This is a genomic window from Kitasatospora sp. NPDC008115 (assembly GCF_042957205.1).
Classification (GTDB): domain Bacteria; phylum Actinomycetota; class Actinomycetes; order Streptomycetales; family Streptomycetaceae; genus Kitasatospora.
Genome location: NZ_JBIBHU010000041.1, coordinates 35,162 through 51,462, shown reverse-complemented (window position 1 = coordinate 51,462; position 16,301 = coordinate 35,162). Strand labels below are relative to the sequence as shown.

Below are 16,301 nucleotides of genomic sequence, written 5' to 3'. Positions count from 1 at the left end.
CGACACGCCCCACCCGAAGTGCCGCACCTGCAAGGGCGAGGGCGGGTGGGACTACGACTACGGCCACCCCGAGACCGGCGAGTACGACGGCACCGCCACCGAGTACTGCGCCTGCTGGGACCCGGACCACGTCCGCCGACTGCTGCCCGTCCCCCGCCTGCTCGCCCGTCTGCTCTTCGGATGGGCCCCGCCCGTCTACAGCGAGGAACCGCCGTTCTAGCCCGGCCTGCCCGACCGGCCGTGCCGCCCGAACCCCGCCGCAGCCAGCAGCCGGGGCACGGGCCGTGCGGGGGACCGGACAGACCCGATCCCACACCGCCCCTGGAAGGACAGCACGTGGCCGACCCGCACGCCTCCTACTTCAGCGACATCCTGACGGCGCTCGGCGATAACGCCGACCCCGCTGATTCGTGGCACGAGTACTGCAACGACAACGGCGAGGTCATGCTCGCCGAGATCTACATCCAGCTCGACCCCGACCGGGCCGACGCCGTCGGCTGCCCGGACGGCCTGAGCCTGATCTGGAACCAGGTCATCGGCTGGATGTGGGCGTGGGGCACCCCCGACGGCCGCCTCTCCGACCCGGACCCGCTGGTCCTGGCTCTGATCGCCACCCCCGCCACCATCGCCACCGCCGTGGAGGCCCTCCTGTCCGGGGAGAACGAGCTTCCCCTGACGGGCGAGGAGGCCCCGCCGTCCGCCTACCCGGCTCTGGGGGAACTGCCCCGCGGGACGGTCGACGACGAGGACAGCGACATCTGACCTTCGCCCACAGCACGAAACCCCGCGCCAGCCGTCTCTCTGCCAAGTTCGGCGGCTGGTGCGGGGCCTTCCAGTCCCTTCGCAGAGACCAGGACACCAGCATGCCCGAGTTCAACCGCTTCACGCTCGCGATCGTGGACGACATCCGCGACCGCGAGCAGGCCAGCGACGGCTACTCCCGCTACGGCGCCTACATCGCCCAGCACGCCGACGACTTCCAGGACGACGGCGAGCCGCTGCGTCCGGTGGACTTCGCCGCCGTCGCGTGGGCGGTGGCCACCCACCCGGTGATGTCCCCCGGGTACGTGGACGTGCGCCCTGACATCCAGCCGCTCACCGTCCACCGCGACTACGACGGCAGGCCCGTGCTCGGCGCCAAGGTCGGCCTGCGGCACCACGACCTCACCCACCGCCCCGCCGGCCACCCCCACGACTAGGAGCGCGACCCCTGGGGCCGCCCCGACGACAAGTGGCCCGTGCTGGTCGGCCCGCAGCTCACCGACCGCCCGACCGTCCTGCTCGCCGCCACCGTCCTCGTCCCCATCCCCGACCACATCCTGCTCCAGCCCACCGCCACCCAGCCCGGCCGAACCCTCACCCACGAGGCCAAGCAGGTCGTCGCCGCCCTCACCGCCCACGCCAACACCCACCTCTCCCCGCTGGTCGACGACCTGCTCGGCGGTGCCCGGTGAACGGGCGGACCCCGCCGCTCGACGACACCACCGGCCTGTGGCAGGCCGTCCTCGCCGCCGCGGTCGGCCGCTGCCAGTGCCGCGGCACCTGCGGCAAGACCCACGCAAAGGACGGCGGACGCTGCCCCACCCACAACGGCGGCTATGCCCGTCACGGCGCCGGCCCCGTGGGCCTGCTCGTGGCCCCCGCCCAGCCGGACTGCCTGCTGCTGCCAACCCACCGCGCCGCCGCCCTGCCCAAGCGGGAGTTGGCCGCGTGGTGCCCGGCCTGCCACGACGCCACCCGCCGCACCGCCGCCAAGGCCCAGCAGGCCGCCGCCGGGCCGACTGGTCCGGACTCCCTCTTCTGACCTCCCCTCCGCCCTGCGGTCCGCACCGGGCACAGCCCGGGTGCGGGCCGCCCCGCTCCGCATGAAAGGAGCCGCGTTGAGCACCGAGTACGCGCACCAGAACGTGATCCCGTTCCGGCCCGAGCCCGCCGAGGTCAAGGCCGCCGAGCAGGCCGTCATCGGCGCAGCCCTGCTCGACCCCGTCCAGATCCCCGCGTTGGCCGCCCAGCTCGGCGACCCCGGGGCGTTCTACCACCCCGCGCACGAGACGATCTGGCGTGCCATCACCCGCATGGCCGGCGGTGAGCGGCCGGTGGATCCGCTGCTGCTGACCGGTGTCCTGCGCGCTCAGGGCGACCTCGGCCGAATCGGCGGGCCCGGCTACCTCCACACGTGCATCGAGGCGACCCCGACCGCGGCGAACGGTGACTACTACGCCGAGATCGTGCGCGCCGCGGCCGAGCGCCGCCGGATCAACACCGCCACCAGCCGTCTGGCCCACATGGCCGGCGACGGTGGGGCCGACCTGGACGACGTGCGCGCCGCCGCCCTGGCCGCGCTCGCCGACCTCGCCACCGGCGAGAGCTGGCTCGACCCCGTCCCGCTCGGCTCCCACGGCGCCCTGCCGACCTTCCCCGTCCACGCCCTCCCGAAGTGGGTCGGCGCCTACGTGGAGGCGGTGGCGGAGTTCACCCAGACCCCGCCCGACATGGCCGCCACCATGGGCCTGGCCGCGCTGTCGACGGCCGCCGGCGGGCGGGTCGGCGTGGAGATCCGGCCCGGCTGGCGCGAGCAGTCGAACCTCTACCTCGTGTGCGCCATGCCCCCGGCCAGCCGCAAGTCCGACGTCTTCGCCTCCATGACCGCACCGGTCTACCGGGTCGAGGACGAGCTGCGCGCCGAGACCCGGGCCCGGATCATCGAGGCCGAGACCGCCAAAGAGACCGCGCTCGCCGAGGTCGACGCCCTCATGGCCCGGGCCCGCAAGAACCCCGACCTCGACCGCGCGCACCTGGTCGCCGAGATCTCCGCCGCCAGGATGCTCGCCGACGAGATCGTCGTCCCGCCCAGCCCGAGGCTGACGCTGTCCGGGGACATCACCCCCGAGACCGTCACCCACCAGCTCGGCGTCCACCGCTGCCTGGCCGCGCTCTCCCCCGAGGGCGACCTGTTCGACAGCATCGTCGGCCGCTACAGCAGCAAACCCAACCTCGGCGTCTTCCTCCAGGCCCACAAGGGCGAGCGCCTCCAGGCCGACCGCATCACCCGCGAACAGCCCACCGTCGACAAGCCCGCGCTCACGATCGGCGTCACCCCGCAGCCCGCCGTGCTGCAGGAGCTCGGCGCCGCCCCCGGCGCCCGGGACCGGGGCCTGCTCGCCCGCTTCCTCTACTCCCTGCCGCCCTCCAACCTCGGCTACCGCAAGATCCGCACCACCCCCGTCCCCGAGCAGGTCGCCGCCGCCTACGACCTGCGCCTCACCGCGCTCCTGCGCGAGCTCGTCGCCCTGGACGAGCCGGTCACCGTCAGGATGACCGCGGCCGCCGACCTCGCCGTGGAAAAGCTGCAGGAGAAGTTCGAGGTCCAGCTCCGCCCGGACGAGCCGCTCGCCCACATCAAGGACTGGGCCGGCAAGCTCGTGGGCCACATCGCCCGCATCGCCGTCCTGCTCCACCTCGCCGACCACGTCAGCGGCGACTGGCGCGCGCCCGTCGAGGCCGCCACCGTCGAGCGGGCCGCCGAGATCGCGGAGTACTACACCGCTCACACCCTCGCCGTGTTCGACCTCATCGCCGCCGATCCCGCCACCGAGGACGCCCACGCCCTCCTCCAGTGGCTCCGGCGCCCGAAGAAGGACGGCACGCACCGCACCCACATCAAGGCCCACGACGCCGTCGCCAGCAGCCGCCGCTTCAAGAAGGTCGCCGACGTCGAACCCGCCCTCGCCCTCCTCGAACAGCACGGCTGGCTCCGCACCGACCAGCACGCGCCCACCGGCCAGCGCGGCCGCCCGCAAGCCGTCACCTACCGTGTCCACCCGGCCGCGAGCACCCCCACGGACGGGACCGAGACCCAGTAACCGTCAGGGATGTCAGGACAAAGCCCTGACCAGCCAAAACGACTCCGGACACGACGTCAGGGATTGTCAGGGATGTCAGGGAAAGGCCCCGCTTCCCTGACATCCCTGACAATCCCTGACGCCCTGCCAGGACCCAAAACCGCAGGTCAACGATTTGCCCTGGCATCCCTGACACTTTCCGCCCTCCGCGCCAGTCCGCGAGAGGGCTCGCAACACTCCGCAACCACCATCCGAACCTCTCGCCGGAGGTATCCGCATGCCCGCAAGGGGCCAACGCGGCGGTACCGCAACGGTCGTCCGCCCCCTCCCCGACCGCTTCCTCGAACCCGAGGACATCGCCCGGATCTTCGGCGTGCCGCTGGAGACCGTCTACCAGTGGCGCCGCAAGCGCACGGGGCCGCCCGGTTTCCGGGTCGGCCGGCACGTCCGCTACCACCCCCAGGCCGTCGCCGAATGGGCGGCCGAGCAGAACGAACAGGCGGCTTGATCTATGGCAGGACACATTCAGGACCGCTGGTACAAGACTGAGCCCGGCCCCAACGGCAAGCCCCACCGCGTACGCACCGAGCGCTACGGAACGGGCATGCGGTACCGGGCCCGGTACGTGGGGCCGGACGGCACCGAGAAGAGCAAGAGCTTCCCCGACCGCCAGAAGCGGTTGGCGGAGGACTGGCTGACCCGGATCGAGGCCGACATGTCGCGCGGACAGTACATCGACCCGAAGGCCGCTCGCGTGACGTTCAAGCAGTTCGCCGAGCGGTGGCTGGAGTCCCAGCACACCGACTACACCACCCGGGCGTCGGTGGACGCGCAGATCCGGCGTCACGCGATCCCCTACCTGGGCTCGCGGCCGATGGACTCGTTCCAGCCCTCGCACATCCGGGAGTGGCTGGCCGAGCTGGAGAAGGCGGTCCCGGCCTCCTCCTACCGGCGCGTCATCTTCAGCAGCGTGTCCGGCATCTTCACCGCGGCGGTGGAGGACCGCATCCGGACCACCAACCCATGCCGGTCCCGCTCGGTCACCGCGCCGAGCAGGGGCCCCGGCCGGGTGAGGCCGTGGCCCGCCGAGCGGGTCACCGGCGTCCGCGCCGGGATGCCCGACCGCTTCCAGACCACGGTGGACGCCGGAGGCGGGTGCGGTCTACGACAGGGCGAGATCTTCGGACTGCCCGTCGACGAGATCGGCTTCGACACCGGGTGGGTTCACGTCGGGTACCAGATCAAGAACATCAGCGGGCACCTGGTGTTCGCGCCGCCGAAGGGCGGAAAGGTCCGGGACACCCCGCTCGCCCGGCCGGTCGCGCAGGCGTTCCGGGCGCACATCGAGGAGTTCCCGCCGGTAGAGGTCACGCTCCCGTGGATGCGCCCGGACGGGCAGCTCGTCACGAAGCGGCTCATGTTCACCCGGGAGGACGGCGGACCGATCCGCCGGCCCGACTTCAACACCTACGTCTGGAAGCCCGCGCTCGTCTCCGCCGGGGTGATCCCGCCGCCAGAAGGCGGCCGGTACCAGGCGTCACGCGAGGACGGCATGCACGCGCTGCGGCACTATTTCGCCTCGGTGCTGCTGCACGCCGGTGAGAGCATCAAGGCGCTGAGCCACTACCTCGGGCACAGCGACCCCGGGTTCACCCTGCGGGTCTACACCCATCTGCTCGAGGGGAGCGGAGAACGCTCCCGGGGGACGCTGGACCAGGCGTTCAAGCGCGACCTCGCCGGCCTGTACGCCGTGCTGCTGCTACAGCAGCTGGAGCAGTCGGCGCTCGTCCTGCCGGACGAAGTCTTCCGGGACGGGGTCACGGTGCTCCACCTCCACGGCGGCCGGTACGGCGACCGCTGGGTGGTCGGCGTGCAGGAGTCCGCGAGCGCGCCGGTCCTCGGGCAGGTGGAGATCTCGCCGGCGTCCGACCAGGCCGACGCTTCGTGGTTCGCCGAGCAGTGGTTCCGGGCGAGCTGCGAGCGGCAGGGACTGGTGGTTCTCAGCGCGGAGGACCTGAGCGAGCGGTACGGCCCGGACCAGCGGCCGTACTTCGTCCTCGGTCGCGTGGTGGTCGCGCAGCCGGGCGGCGGTGGCTGGAGCGCGCCGTCCGGAGCCCTGTTGTAGCGGCTGACGGCCCACAGGCGGCCCCGGAGGCGCGGACGGCCCGGTTCGGGCAGGCGGGATGCCTGCCCGAACCAGGCCGTCCGGTCGAACGAACCAGCCGCTGACTTGCGACTACAGCACCTGAAGATTCTTCCGCAGCTCGAAGGGCGTGACCTCGGAGCGGTACTCCTCCCACTCCTGCTTCTTGTTCCTCAGGAAGAAGTCGAAGACGTGCTCGCCGAGGGTCTCGGCGACGAGTTCGCTGCGCTGCATGAGGTCGATCGCCTCGCCGAGGTTCTGCGGCATCGGCTGGATGCCGAGGGCGCGGCGTTCGGCGTCGGTGAGGGCCCAGACGTCGTCGTCGGCGCCGGGCGGGAGCTCGTAGCCCTCCTCGATGCCCTTGAGGCCGGCGGCCAGGGTGACGGCGTAGGCGAGGTAGGGGTTGCAGCCGGTGTCGAGGGAGCGGACCTCGACCCGGGTGGAGCCCTGCTTGCCCGGCTTGTACATCGGGACGCGGATCAGCGCGGAGCGGTTGTTGTGGCCCCAGCAGATGTAGGACGGGGCCTCGCCGCCGGCGCCGGCGGTGCGCTGGGAGCCGCCCCAGATCCGCTTGTAGGAGTTCACCCACTGGTTGGTGACGGCGGCGGTCTCGGCGGCGTGGCGCAGCAGGCCGGCGATGAAGGAGCGGCCGACCTTGGAGAGCTGGTACTCGGCGCCGGACTCGTGGAAGGCGTTGCGGTCGCCCTCGAACAGCGAGAGGTGGGTGTGCATGCCGGAGCCCGGGTGGTCGGAGAACGGCTTGGGCATGAAGCTGGCGTAGACGCCCTGCTCCAGCGCGACCTCCTTCATCACCAGCCGGAAGGTCATGATGTTGTCCGCGGTGGACAGCGCGTCGGCGTACCGCAGGTCGATCTCCTGCTGGCCGGGAGCGCCCTCGTGGTGGGAGAACTCCACCGAGATGCCCATCGACTCCAGCATGGTGATCGCCTGGCGGCGGAAGTCGTGGCCCACCCCGCGCGGGGTGTGGTCGAAGTAGCCGGACTGGTCGGCGGGGATCGGCGGGGTGCCGTCGCCGGGCAGGTTCTTCAGCAGGAAGAACTCGATCTCGGGGTGGGTGTAGAAGGTGAAGCCCTGGGCGGAGGCCTTCTCCAGGGTGCGCTTCAGCACGAACCGCGGGTCGGCGTAGGAGGGCGAGCCGTCCGGCATCAGGATGTCGCAGAACATCCGGGCCGTGCCGGGGGTCTCCGAGCGCCACGGCAGGATCTGGAAGGTGGTCGGGTCCGGCTTGGCGATCATGTCGGACTCGTAGACGCGGGCGAAGCCCTCGATCGCCGAGCCGTCGAAGCCGATGCCCTCCTCGAAGGCCTGCTCCAGCTCGGCCGGCGCCACCGCGACCGACTTCAGGAACCCCAGGACATCGGTGAACCACAACCGGACGAACCGGATGTCACGCTCTTCGAGCGTCCGAAGCACGAACTCCTGCTGCTTGCCCATGAGGACAGTCTCACCTCTGCTCTTTACGTTCGTGTTACGCCCGGAACCCACCCCGAAGCGGCTCTCCCCATCATGGCGGATCACCGCCGCCGGAGGCAGCGGCGACCCCGGCCGAGACATTGCGTCAGATCGACGATTAGACTCGGTGGCATGCCCAATCTGCGTCTCGCCCTCTGCCAGACCGACCCGTGGGTCGGTGACATCGCACGCAACAGCGATGAGGTGGTGCACTGGACCAAGCAGGCCGTCGAAGCCGGTGCCCAGCTGGTCGCTTTCCCCGAGATGGCCCTGACCGGTTACCCGGTCGAGGACCTCGCGCTGCGCCGTTCCTTCGTCGAGGCGTCGCGGGCCGGGCTGGTCGAGCTGGCCGGGCGGCTCGCCGCCGAGGGGCTGGGCGAGGTGCCCGTCGTGGTGGGCTACCTCGGCCGCTCCGACCAGGCCTCGCCGCGCTTCGGGCGCCCGGCCGGCTCGCCGCAGAACTGCGCCGCCGTGCTGTTCCGGGGCGAGGTGGCCACCCGGTTCGCCAAGCACCACCTGCCGAACTACGGCGTGTTCGACGAGTACCGCTGGTTCGTCCCCGGCGACCAGCTGCCGGTGGTGCGGCTGAACGGGGTGGACGTCGCGCTGGCGATCTGCGAGGACATCTGGCAGGACGGCGGCCGGGTGACCGCTGCCCGCGAGGCCGGGGCCGGCCTGCTGCTGGTGATCAACGGTTCGCCGTACGAGCGGAACAAGGACGACGCCCGGCTGGAGCTGGTCCGCCGCCGGGCCGCCGAGGCGGGCTGCGCGCTCGCCTACGTGAACATGGTCGGTGGCCAGGACGAGCTGGTCTTCGACGGCGACTCGATCGTGGTCTCCCCGGACGGCGAGGTGCTGGCCCGCTCGCCGCAGTTCGAGGAGCACCTGCTGGTGCTGGACCTCGACCTGCCGGCCGCGAGCAGCGACCACACCGACGGGCTGCTGCTCGCCGACGGCCTGCACCTGGTCCGCGCCGAGCTGGGCGGCGAGCCCGCCCCGGCCCCTGCCGCCCCGGTGTCCGCCGGGGTCGCGCCGCGGATCGGCGACGAGGCGGAGATCTGGTCCGCGCTGGTCTCCGGCACCCGGGCCTACGTCCGCAAGAACGGCTTCCGCTCGGTGCTGATCGGCCTGTCCGGCGGCATCGACTCGGCCGTGGTGGCCGCCCTCGCGGTGGACGCGGTCGGCGCCCCGAACGTGTACTGCGTCTCGATGCCGAGCCGCTACTCCTCGCAGCACTCCCGGGACGACGCGGCCGAGCTGGCCCACCGCACCGGGCTGAACTTCCGCACCGTGCCGATCGCCCCGATGTTCGACGCCTACATGGCGGCCACCGAGCTGACCGGCCTGGCCGAGGAGAACCTGCAGTCCCGGCTGCGCGGCACCCTGCTGATGGCGATCTCCAACCAGGAGGGGCACATCGTGCTCGCGCCCGGCAACAAGAGCGAGCTGGCGGTCGGCTACTCGACCCTGTACGGCGACTCGGTCGGCGCGTACGGCCCGATCAAGGACGTCTACAAGTCGCTGATCTTCCGGCTGGCCCGCTGGCGCAACGAGGAGGCCGAGCGGCTCGGCGAGGTGCCGCCGATCCCGGAGAACACCATCTCCAAGCCGCCGTCCGCCGAGCTGCGGCCGGACCAGAAGGACACCGACTCGCTGCCCGACTACGACCTGCTGGACACCGTCCTCGACCTGTACGTCGAGGGTGACCAGGGCCGGGACGCGATCGTGGCGGCGGGCTTCGACCCGGCCGTGGTGGACCGGGTGGTGCGGCTGGTGGACACCGCCGAGTACAAGCGGCGGCAGTACCCGCCGGGCCCGAAGATCTCGGTCAAGGGCTTCGGCCGGGACCGCCGGCTGCCGATCACCAACCGGTGGCGCCAGGGCTGACGGCGAATCCTACGAAGCCTGATAGCGGTAGGTGGCGGCCACCGCGAGGTGGTCGCTGCCGTCCCGCTCCAGGGTCCGCGAGTCGGTGGGCTCCAGCCCGCCCTTGCTCATGATCTGGTCGATCCGGGCCATCGGGAAGGACGCCGGCCAACTGAAGCCGAAGCCGTCGCCGGCCGCGCCCTGGGCCGAGCGCATCTGCGAGGTGACCGGCGCCAGGCTGCGGTCGTTCATGGTGCCGTTGAGGTCGCCCAGCAGCAGCACCTTCTTCAGCGGCTCCGCCTCGATGGCGTCGCCGAGCAGCTGGGCGCTGATGTCCCGCTGGTTGACGGTGAAGCCGCCCTCGGCCCTGAGCCGGACCGACGGCAGGTGCGCGACGTACACCGCGACCGGGCCCTGCGGGGTGCTGACCTGGGCCCGGAACGCCCTGGTCCAGCCCATGTCGATGTCGACCACCCGGACGTCGCTGATCGGGTACTTGGACCAGAGGCCGACGGTGCCCTCCACCGCGTGGTGCGGGTAGCTGTCGGCCAGCTCGGCCTCGTAGGTGCGCAGCGGCCGGCCGGCCAGCTCCTGGAGCGCGACGATCTGCGCGCCGGAGCCCTCCAGCATCCGGACGGTGCCGCTCGGGTCGGCGTTGAGGGCGGCCACGTTGTGGCTGACCACCGTGAAGTCGCCGGTGCCGCCGCTCTTGTCGATCAGCGCGCCGCCGAACATGTTGGCCCAGATCACCGTCGGCACCAGCAGCGCGAGCAGGGCGGTGGCGGAGCGGCGCAGCAGGGCGGGGACGAGCAGCAGCGGGAGCACCAGGCCCACCCAGGGCAGGAAGGTCTCCAGCAGGCTGCCGAGGTTGCCGGCGCTGTTCGGCACCTCGGCGTGGAAGGCCAGCAGGGCGCCGGTGAGCAGCGCCAGCAGGGCGATCAGCAGGCCGCGCCGCCAGGTGGTGGCGCCGCGGGCGTCGCGGCCCCAGCGCCGCAGCCCGAGGAACCCGGCCGCGGGGCGCCGGCCGGTTTCCGGGTCGTCGGCCTCCGCCGTGGACACCCGGTCCGCCCTGTACGCCTGCGCCATGCCGTGGCTCCCTCGTTCGCGCCGTCCGCCCGTCCGCGGCCGGTCCGGGGCGGTCCGCCGCCGGGTGGCGGAGGGCGTGCCGGACCGGTGCGGGTTTGGTCGGATTCCCGGCTCAGCCTATGCCGGGACAGACGTCCGATCGGGAGGCCGGGGTTCCGGCGTGGCCCGGTTGGTGAGCCAGGCCACTGGCGGGCCAGGGCCAGGTCGGGACCGGGGCCCGGGGCCAGGGCCGGGACCGGGGGCTGGCCCCGGGACCGGTCAGGCGGGCACGGGGGGCCGCAGGGCCGGGCCGGCCAGGCCGGTCAGCAGTGCGTCGACCATCCGCTCGGCCAGCCGGGGGTCGTCCAGGTCCGCGTCGTCCCACAGGACGCTGCGGGCCAGGATCGGGCCGATCAGCAGGTCGGCGAGCAGTTCCTCGTCGAGGTCGCCGCGCAGCTCGCCCTCGGCGACGCCCCGGCGGATGATGTCCTGGGCGGCCTGCCGGCGCGGCGCGATCACCCGTTCGCGGTAGGCGGCGTGCAGTTCGGGCCAGCCGTGCATCTGGCCGAGCGCCGCCTTGAGCACCCAGCGGGAGCGCTTGGCGAGGCCGCGCAGCCGCATGTACTCGATCATCGCGACGAGGTCGCCGCGGATCGAGCCGGTGGCCGCGGGCAGCGGCTCCTCCAGCCTGCTGACCATGTCGACCAGCAGCGCCTCCTTGTTGGTCCAGCGCCGGTAGATGGTGGCCTTGCCCACGCCGGCGGCGGTGGCGATGCCCTCGATGGTCAGTTCGGACAGGCTGGTGCCGGCCGCCATCTGTTCCTCGACGGCGGCGAAGATCGCCTGCTCGGCGGCCTCGCTGCGGGGTCTGCCCCGGCGCGGGCCGGTGCAGGACGGCGCGTCCGGCGACTCGGTCTTCATCTCACATCTCCCGGTGGTGGGGCCCCGGCCCGGCGGAGGGGCGGGGGTCGCACGCGTTCGTGGGCCCTGCCACCGGCTGTTTCCCGGGTGACAGGGCCCCATTGTCGCTCAGCGCCGTCCGTCGCCGGACGGACGCGGCTCGACGCGGCACGCGTGTCCGCGGGTCGCACGGACGCGGGTCGCACGGACGCGGGTCGCACGGACGCAGCTCGCGCGAACGCGGGTCAGGCGTCCGCGACCGCCGTCTTGCGAACCGCCCCGTCCGCCCCGTCCGCCCGGGCCGTCGCCGTCCCGCCGGACGGGCCGGCGGTCCCGTCGGCCGGGTCCTTGCCCGGCAGCAGGAACCAGGCCAGCAGCGCGCCGCCCACGGTGATCACGGCGGAGAGCCCCGCCACCACGTGCATGGCGTGGATGAAGGAGTCGTTGGCCGGGCCGACCAGCTCCTTGCCCCGGTCGCCGAGCCGGGCGGCGACGGCCAGGGTGGCCTCCAGCGACTCGCCGGCCTTCTCCCGCAGCTCCTCGCTGGGCAGGTGGGCGAGGCGGTCGGAGATCCCGTCGCGGTAGACGGTGGAGAGCACCGCGCCGAGCACCGCGACCCCGAGCGAGCCGCCGACCTGGCGGAAGGTGTTGTTGACCGCCGAGCCGGCGCCCGCCTTCTCCCGGGGCAGCGCGCCCATGATCGCGACGGTGATCGGCGGCATGACGTGCGCCATGCCGGTGCCCATCAGCAGGCCGAGCACGACCAGCACCCAGATCGGCGTGGTGGCGCCCAGCAGCACGTAGCCGAGGAAGCCCGCCGCGATGAACAGCATGCCGACGGCGCAGGTGGCACGGACGCCGAAGCGGTCAACCACCAGCCGGGCGCGCGGAGCGAACACCAACTGCGCGGCGGCCAGCGGCAGCATCAGCACTCCGGCCTCCAGCGCGCTGTAGCCGCGCACGCTCTGGGTGTAGAAGACGCCGAAGAACGAGACGCCCATCAGCGCGAAGAAGACCACGCCGATCACGACCACCGAGGCGCTGAACACCTTGTTGCGGAACCAGTCGACGTCCAGCGCGGGGTGCGCGGTGCGGCGCTCGTGGAGCACGAAGGCGGCCAGCGCGACCAGGCCGACCAGCACCGGGCCCCAGGCCTCGACGGCGGTGAAGTCGGCCAGCTCGCCGCCCTTGATGATGCCGTAGATCAGCGCGACCAGGCCGACGATGGACAGCAGCACGCCGACCGGGTCCATCCGGCCCGGGTTCGGGTCCTTGGACTCCGGGACCAGCAGCGTCATCGCGATCAGCGCGACGATCACGATCGGCACGTTGACCAGGAAGATCGAGCCCCACCAGAAGTGCTCGATCAGCAGGCCGCCGGTGATCGGGCCGATCGCGATGGCCAGGCCCACCGAGCCGGCCCAGATGCCGATCGCCTTGGGCTGCTCGGAGCGCTCGAAGACGTTCATGATGATGGCGAGCGTGGCCGGCATGGCCAACGCGCCGCCGACGCCCATCAGCGCGCGGTAGCCGATCAGCTCGCCCGGGGTGCCGGCGAGCGCGGAGAGCAGCGAGGCGACGCCGAAGACGGCCATGCCGGTCAGCAGCGCCCGCTTGCGGCCGAACCGGTCGCCGAGCAGGCCGGAGGTGAACAGCAGTCCGGCGAAGACCAGCGTGTAGGAGTTGATCGACCATTCCAGGTCGCTCTGGCTGGCGCCGATGCCGGTGGGCGCCGGGGACGCGATGGTCTTCATCGCGACGTTGAGGATCGAGTTGTCCAGCACGACGACGAGCAGGGCGAGCACCAGGGTGCCCAGGATCGCCCAGCGACGGCGGTGGATGGCTTCCGGCACACGGGGTGGCGCGGCTGCGGTGGTCATGGGTTCTTCCCGTCGTGGTACGGCGCGGCACTGGCGGGCATTTCGATCCGTGATCGTCTCGCAACCCCCTCGGCCAGCGTAGCGGGATTTTCGATACGAGACGAATCCGTATCGTAAAGCCGTGGCAAAGACCCGCCGCGCCCGCCCGGAACGGCCGCCGGAAGCGGAGTGGCACCCGCCCCTTTTGCACCCGCGCCGGGCCGTGCAAGCATGGAGGTGATCCGGGGACGCCGCACGGCGCCACGAGACGACAACCCTTCAGGAGCCCGTTCGATGAACGCTTCTTCGCCCTCGCCTGCCCAGAACCAGGCGTCGACCGCCACCCTCTACGGTGGGGTCGCCAACCGCCGCGTCACCGTCCGCGACCTCGCCGCCGCCAAGCAGCGCGGCGAGAAGTGGTCGATGCTGACCGCCTACGACGCCCTCACCGCGGGCGTCTTCGACGAGGCCGGCACCCCCGTTCTGCTGGTCGGCGACTCCGCCGGCAACTGCCACCTCGGCTACGAGACCACCGTGCCGGTGACCATGGACCAGATGGTGATGCTCGCCGCCGCCGTCGTCCGCGGCACCAAGCGCGCCATGGTCGTCGCCGACCTGCCGTTCGGCGCCTACCAGGAGTCCCCCGCCCAGGCGATGCACAACGCGGCCCGGCTGATGAAGGAGGCCGGGGTCGGCGCGGTCAAGCTGGAGGGCGGCGAGCGCAGCGCCCGCGCCATCGAGCTGCTGGTCGAGGCCGGCGTGCCGGTGATGGCCCACATCGGCCTCACCCCGCAGTCCGTGCACGCGCTCGGCGGCTACCCCGTCCAGGGCCGCGGCGACGAGGCCGCGCACCAGTTGCTGCGCGACGCCAAGGCGGTGCAGCAGGCCGGCGCCTTCGCGGTCGTCCTGGAGGCGGTGCCCGCCGAGCTGGCCCGGCAGGTCACCGAGCAGCTCGCCGTCCCCACCGTCGGCATCGGGGCCGGCCCGGACTGCGACGCCCAGGTGCTGGTCTGGACCGACTTCGCCGGGATGACCGCGGGCCGGGTGCCCAAGTTCGTCAAGCAGTACGCCGACCTGCGGGCCGTCCTCGGCGGCGCCGCCCGCGCCTTCGCCGAGGACGTCCGCGGCGGCGCCTTCCCCGCGCCGGAGCACACCTTCCACTGACGCCCGCCGTCACCGGGGCCCGGCCACGGCCGGGCCGGGCCCCGGATGACAGCGGCGTGACAGCGGGCCGACAGCGCCCCGCCACCGCCCCGCCGCCACCGGCGAACCCCTGACAGCGGGCTGACAGCCGGGGCCGACAGCCTTGGGGCATGACACGAATCTCCACCGCCCCGAACGACCGGGGGCCCGCCGCGGGGAACGCCGTCGAGGTGCACGGCATCGTCAAGCACTTCGGCACCACCAAGGCACTCGACGGCGTCGACCTCACCGTGCGCGAGGGCACCGTCCTCGGCGTGCTCGGCCCCAACGGCGCCGGCAAGACCACCCTGGTCCGCGTGCTGTCCACGCTGATCAAGCCCGACGCCGGCACCGCCTTCGTCGGCGGCTACGACGTGCTGCGCCAGCCCAAGCAGCTGCGCCGCACCATCGGCCTCACCGGCCAGTACGCCTCCGTCGACGAACTGCTCTCCGGCTACGAGAACCTCTACCTCATCGGCCGGCTGCTCGACCTCCCCCGCCGGGAGGCCAAGGCCCGCGCCGCCGAACTGCTGGAGCGGTTCTCGCTCACCGAGGCCGCCAAGCGGCCCGCCAAGACCTACTCCGGCGGCATGCGCCGCCGCCTCGACCTGGCCGCCTCGATGATCGGCCGGCCCCGGGTGCTCTACCTGGACGAGCCCACCACCGGCCTCGACCCGCGCACCCGCAACGAGGTCTGGGACGAGGTGCAGCGGATGGTCGCCGAGGGCTCCACCGTGCTGCTCACCACCCAGTACATGGAGGAGGCCGAGCAGCTCGCCGGTGAGCTGACCGTCATCGACCGCGGCCGGGTGATCGCGGCCGGCGGCATAGCCGAGCTGAAGGCCCAGGTCGGCGGCCGGACCCTCCAGGTCCGCCCGGTGCACCCGGCCGAGCTGCCCGAGATGACCCGCTGCCTCCAGGACTCCGGCATCGCCGCCACCTTCTCCGCCGACACCGGCCTGCTCTCGGTGCCGATCACCGCCGACGAGCAGCTGACCACCGTGATCGGCGTGCTCGGCACCCGCGGCTTCGCGGTCGCCGGCATCGACACCAAGCTGCCCAGCCTCGACGAGGTCTTCCTCGCCATCACCGGCAAGCCCGCGGACCGTCCCGCGCCCGCGGCCGCCGCCCCCAGCCTCGCCAAGGAGCCCGTCGCATGACCACCGCCACGCTCGCCCCGCTCCGGGCCGAGGACAGCCGGATCGGCCTGGCCGGCCATCTGCGGCACGTCGGCGCGCTGACCCGCCGCAACCTGATGCGGATCAAGGCCGACCCGGAGTCGATGTTCGACGCCGTCCTGATGCCGATCATCTTCACGGTGCTGTTCGTCTACGTCTTCGGCGGCGCCATCTCCGGCGGCCAGGACGCCTACAAGCAGTACATGATCCCCGGCCTGCTCGGGCAGACCGGCCTCACCCTGGCGATGGCCGTCGGCACCGGCCTCAACAGCGACTTCCAGACCGGCGTGATGGACCGCTTCCGCACCCTGCCGATCGGCCGCTCCTCGGTGCTGCTGTCCAAGATGGCGGCGGAGACCTGCCGCGCCCTGCTCTCCTTCAGCATCATGATCGTCTTCTCGATGCTCATCGGCTTCGAGCTGAACGGCGGCGTGCTGGCCACCCTGGCGGCCGTCGGCCTGTCGCTGGTGTTCGGCATGTCGATCGTGTGGATCTCGATGCTGCTGGGGATGGCCCTGCGCAGCGCCCAGGCCGTCCAGGGGGTCTCCATGCTGGTGCTGATGCCGATGCAGTTCGGCAGCTCGATCTTCGCCCCGACCGACACCATGCCGGGCTGGCTGCAGTCCTTCACCAAGGTGAACCCGCTGTCCGCGCTGGCCGACGCCTGCCGGGCGCTGATGAACGGCCAGGGCGCGGTGGCGCACCCGACGATCATCGTGCTCGCCTGGTCGGTCGGCATCACCGCGGTCTTCGCGCCGCTCGCCGTCGCCCGGTTCCGCAAGCGGACCTGAGC

The 16,301-nt window shown here is 72.4% G+C and carries 16 protein-coding genes; 12 read left to right on the top strand and 4 right to left on the bottom strand.

Going from position 1 to position 16,301, the window contains the following annotated elements; translation table 11 throughout:
• The 8 genes from ACFZBX_RS34635 to ACFZBX_RS34600 form a co-directional block, all read left to right on the top strand.
• The coding region (locus ACFZBX_RS34635) for a hypothetical protein (RefSeq protein ID WP_391537779.1) at positions 1-220 on the top strand (220 nt) is incomplete at its 5' end.
• 116 nt (positions 221-336) lie between these two features.
• Positions 337-762, top strand: a complete 426-nt coding sequence (locus ACFZBX_RS34630) for a hypothetical protein (RefSeq protein WP_391537778.1) — start codon at positions 337-339, stop codon at positions 760-762.
• 101 nt (positions 763-863) lie between these two features.
• Complete coding sequence (locus tag ACFZBX_RS34625) at positions 864-1,199, top strand: hypothetical protein (protein WP_391537777.1); 336 nt, start codon at positions 864-866, stop codon at positions 1,197-1,199.
• Between the two features lie 39 nt (positions 1,200-1,238).
• Complete coding sequence (locus ACFZBX_RS34620) at positions 1,239-1,454, top strand: hypothetical protein (protein WP_391537776.1); 216 nt, start codon at positions 1,239-1,241, stop codon at positions 1,452-1,454.
• Positions 1,451-1,804, top strand: a complete 354-nt coding sequence (locus ACFZBX_RS34615; protein ID WP_391537775.1) for a hypothetical protein — start codon at positions 1,451-1,453, stop codon at positions 1,802-1,804. The genes ACFZBX_RS34620 and ACFZBX_RS34615 overlap by 4 nt, the downstream gene beginning before the upstream one ends.
• 76 nt (positions 1,805-1,880) lie before the next feature.
• Positions 1,881-3,863 carry a DUF3987 domain-containing protein gene (locus tag ACFZBX_RS34610; protein WP_391537774.1) on the top strand — a complete coding sequence of 661 codons (1,983 nt, stop codon included), beginning with the start codon at positions 1,881-1,883 and terminating at the stop codon, positions 3,861-3,863.
• Positions 3,864-4,119: 256 nt separating this feature from the next.
• Positions 4,120-4,350: a helix-turn-helix domain-containing protein gene (locus ACFZBX_RS34605; protein ID WP_391537773.1), complete on the top strand. Its 231-nt coding sequence runs from the start codon at positions 4,120-4,122 to the stop codon at positions 4,348-4,350.
• Between the two features lie 3 nt (positions 4,351-4,353).
• A complete protein-coding gene (locus ACFZBX_RS34600; RefSeq protein ID WP_391537772.1) occupies positions 4,354-5,967 on the top strand; it encodes a tyrosine-type recombinase/integrase in 1,614 nt (537 codons plus the stop codon).
• Positions 5,968-6,078: 111 nt separating this feature from the next.
• On the opposite strand, the gene ACFZBX_RS34595 is transcribed toward ACFZBX_RS34600, so the two are convergent.
• Positions 6,079-7,440 (bottom strand): glutamine synthetase family protein, encoded by a 1,362-nt coding sequence (locus ACFZBX_RS34595; protein ID WP_350555271.1) that lies wholly within the window; start codon positions 7,438-7,440, stop codon positions 6,079-6,081.
• A 150-nt stretch (positions 7,441-7,590) separates the two neighbouring features.
• Between ACFZBX_RS34595 and ACFZBX_RS34590 the strand changes: the two genes are divergently transcribed.
• The gene (locus ACFZBX_RS34590; RefSeq protein WP_391537771.1) at positions 7,591-9,345 is read left to right on the top strand and encodes an NAD+ synthase; all 1,755 of its coding nucleotides are present in this window, start codon (positions 7,591-7,593) and stop codon (positions 9,343-9,345) included.
• Between the two features lie 9 nt (positions 9,346-9,354).
• Here the strand turns inward: ACFZBX_RS34590 and ACFZBX_RS34585 are convergent, their stop codons facing one another.
• The 3 genes from ACFZBX_RS34585 to ACFZBX_RS34575 form a co-directional block, all read right to left on the bottom strand.
• Positions 9,355-10,410, bottom strand: a complete 1,056-nt coding sequence (locus tag ACFZBX_RS34585; protein WP_391537770.1) for an endonuclease/exonuclease/phosphatase family protein — start codon at positions 10,408-10,410, stop codon at positions 9,355-9,357.
• 258 nt (positions 10,411-10,668) lie between these two features.
• A complete protein-coding gene (locus ACFZBX_RS34580) occupies positions 10,669-11,310 on the bottom strand; it encodes a TetR/AcrR family transcriptional regulator (RefSeq protein WP_391537769.1) in 642 nt (213 codons plus the stop codon).
• A 224-nt stretch (positions 11,311-11,534) separates the two neighbouring features.
• Positions 11,535-13,169 (bottom strand): MFS transporter, encoded by a 1,635-nt coding sequence (locus ACFZBX_RS34575; RefSeq protein ID WP_391537768.1) that lies wholly within the window; start codon positions 13,167-13,169, stop codon positions 11,535-11,537.
• A 273-nt stretch (positions 13,170-13,442) separates the two neighbouring features.
• Here ACFZBX_RS34575 and panB point away from each other — a divergent pair, with 273 nt between their 5' ends.
• The 3 genes from panB to ACFZBX_RS34560 all read left to right on the top strand — a co-directional run bounded on the left by panB (position 13,443) and on the right by ACFZBX_RS34560 (position 16,299).
• A complete protein-coding gene (panB, locus tag ACFZBX_RS34570; RefSeq protein WP_391537767.1) occupies positions 13,443-14,312 on the top strand; it encodes a 3-methyl-2-oxobutanoate hydroxymethyltransferase in 870 nt (289 codons plus the stop codon).
• Positions 14,313-14,461: 149 nt separating this feature from the next.
• Positions 14,462-15,490, top strand: coding sequence for an ATP-binding cassette domain-containing protein (locus ACFZBX_RS34565; RefSeq protein WP_391537766.1), 1,029 nt, complete (start codon positions 14,462-14,464; stop codon positions 15,488-15,490).
• A complete protein-coding gene (locus tag ACFZBX_RS34560) occupies positions 15,487-16,299 on the top strand; it encodes an ABC transporter permease (protein ID WP_380754732.1) in 813 nt (270 codons plus the stop codon). The genes ACFZBX_RS34565 and ACFZBX_RS34560 overlap by 4 nt, the downstream gene beginning before the upstream one ends.
• Positions 16,300-16,301: the final 2 nt, after the last annotated feature.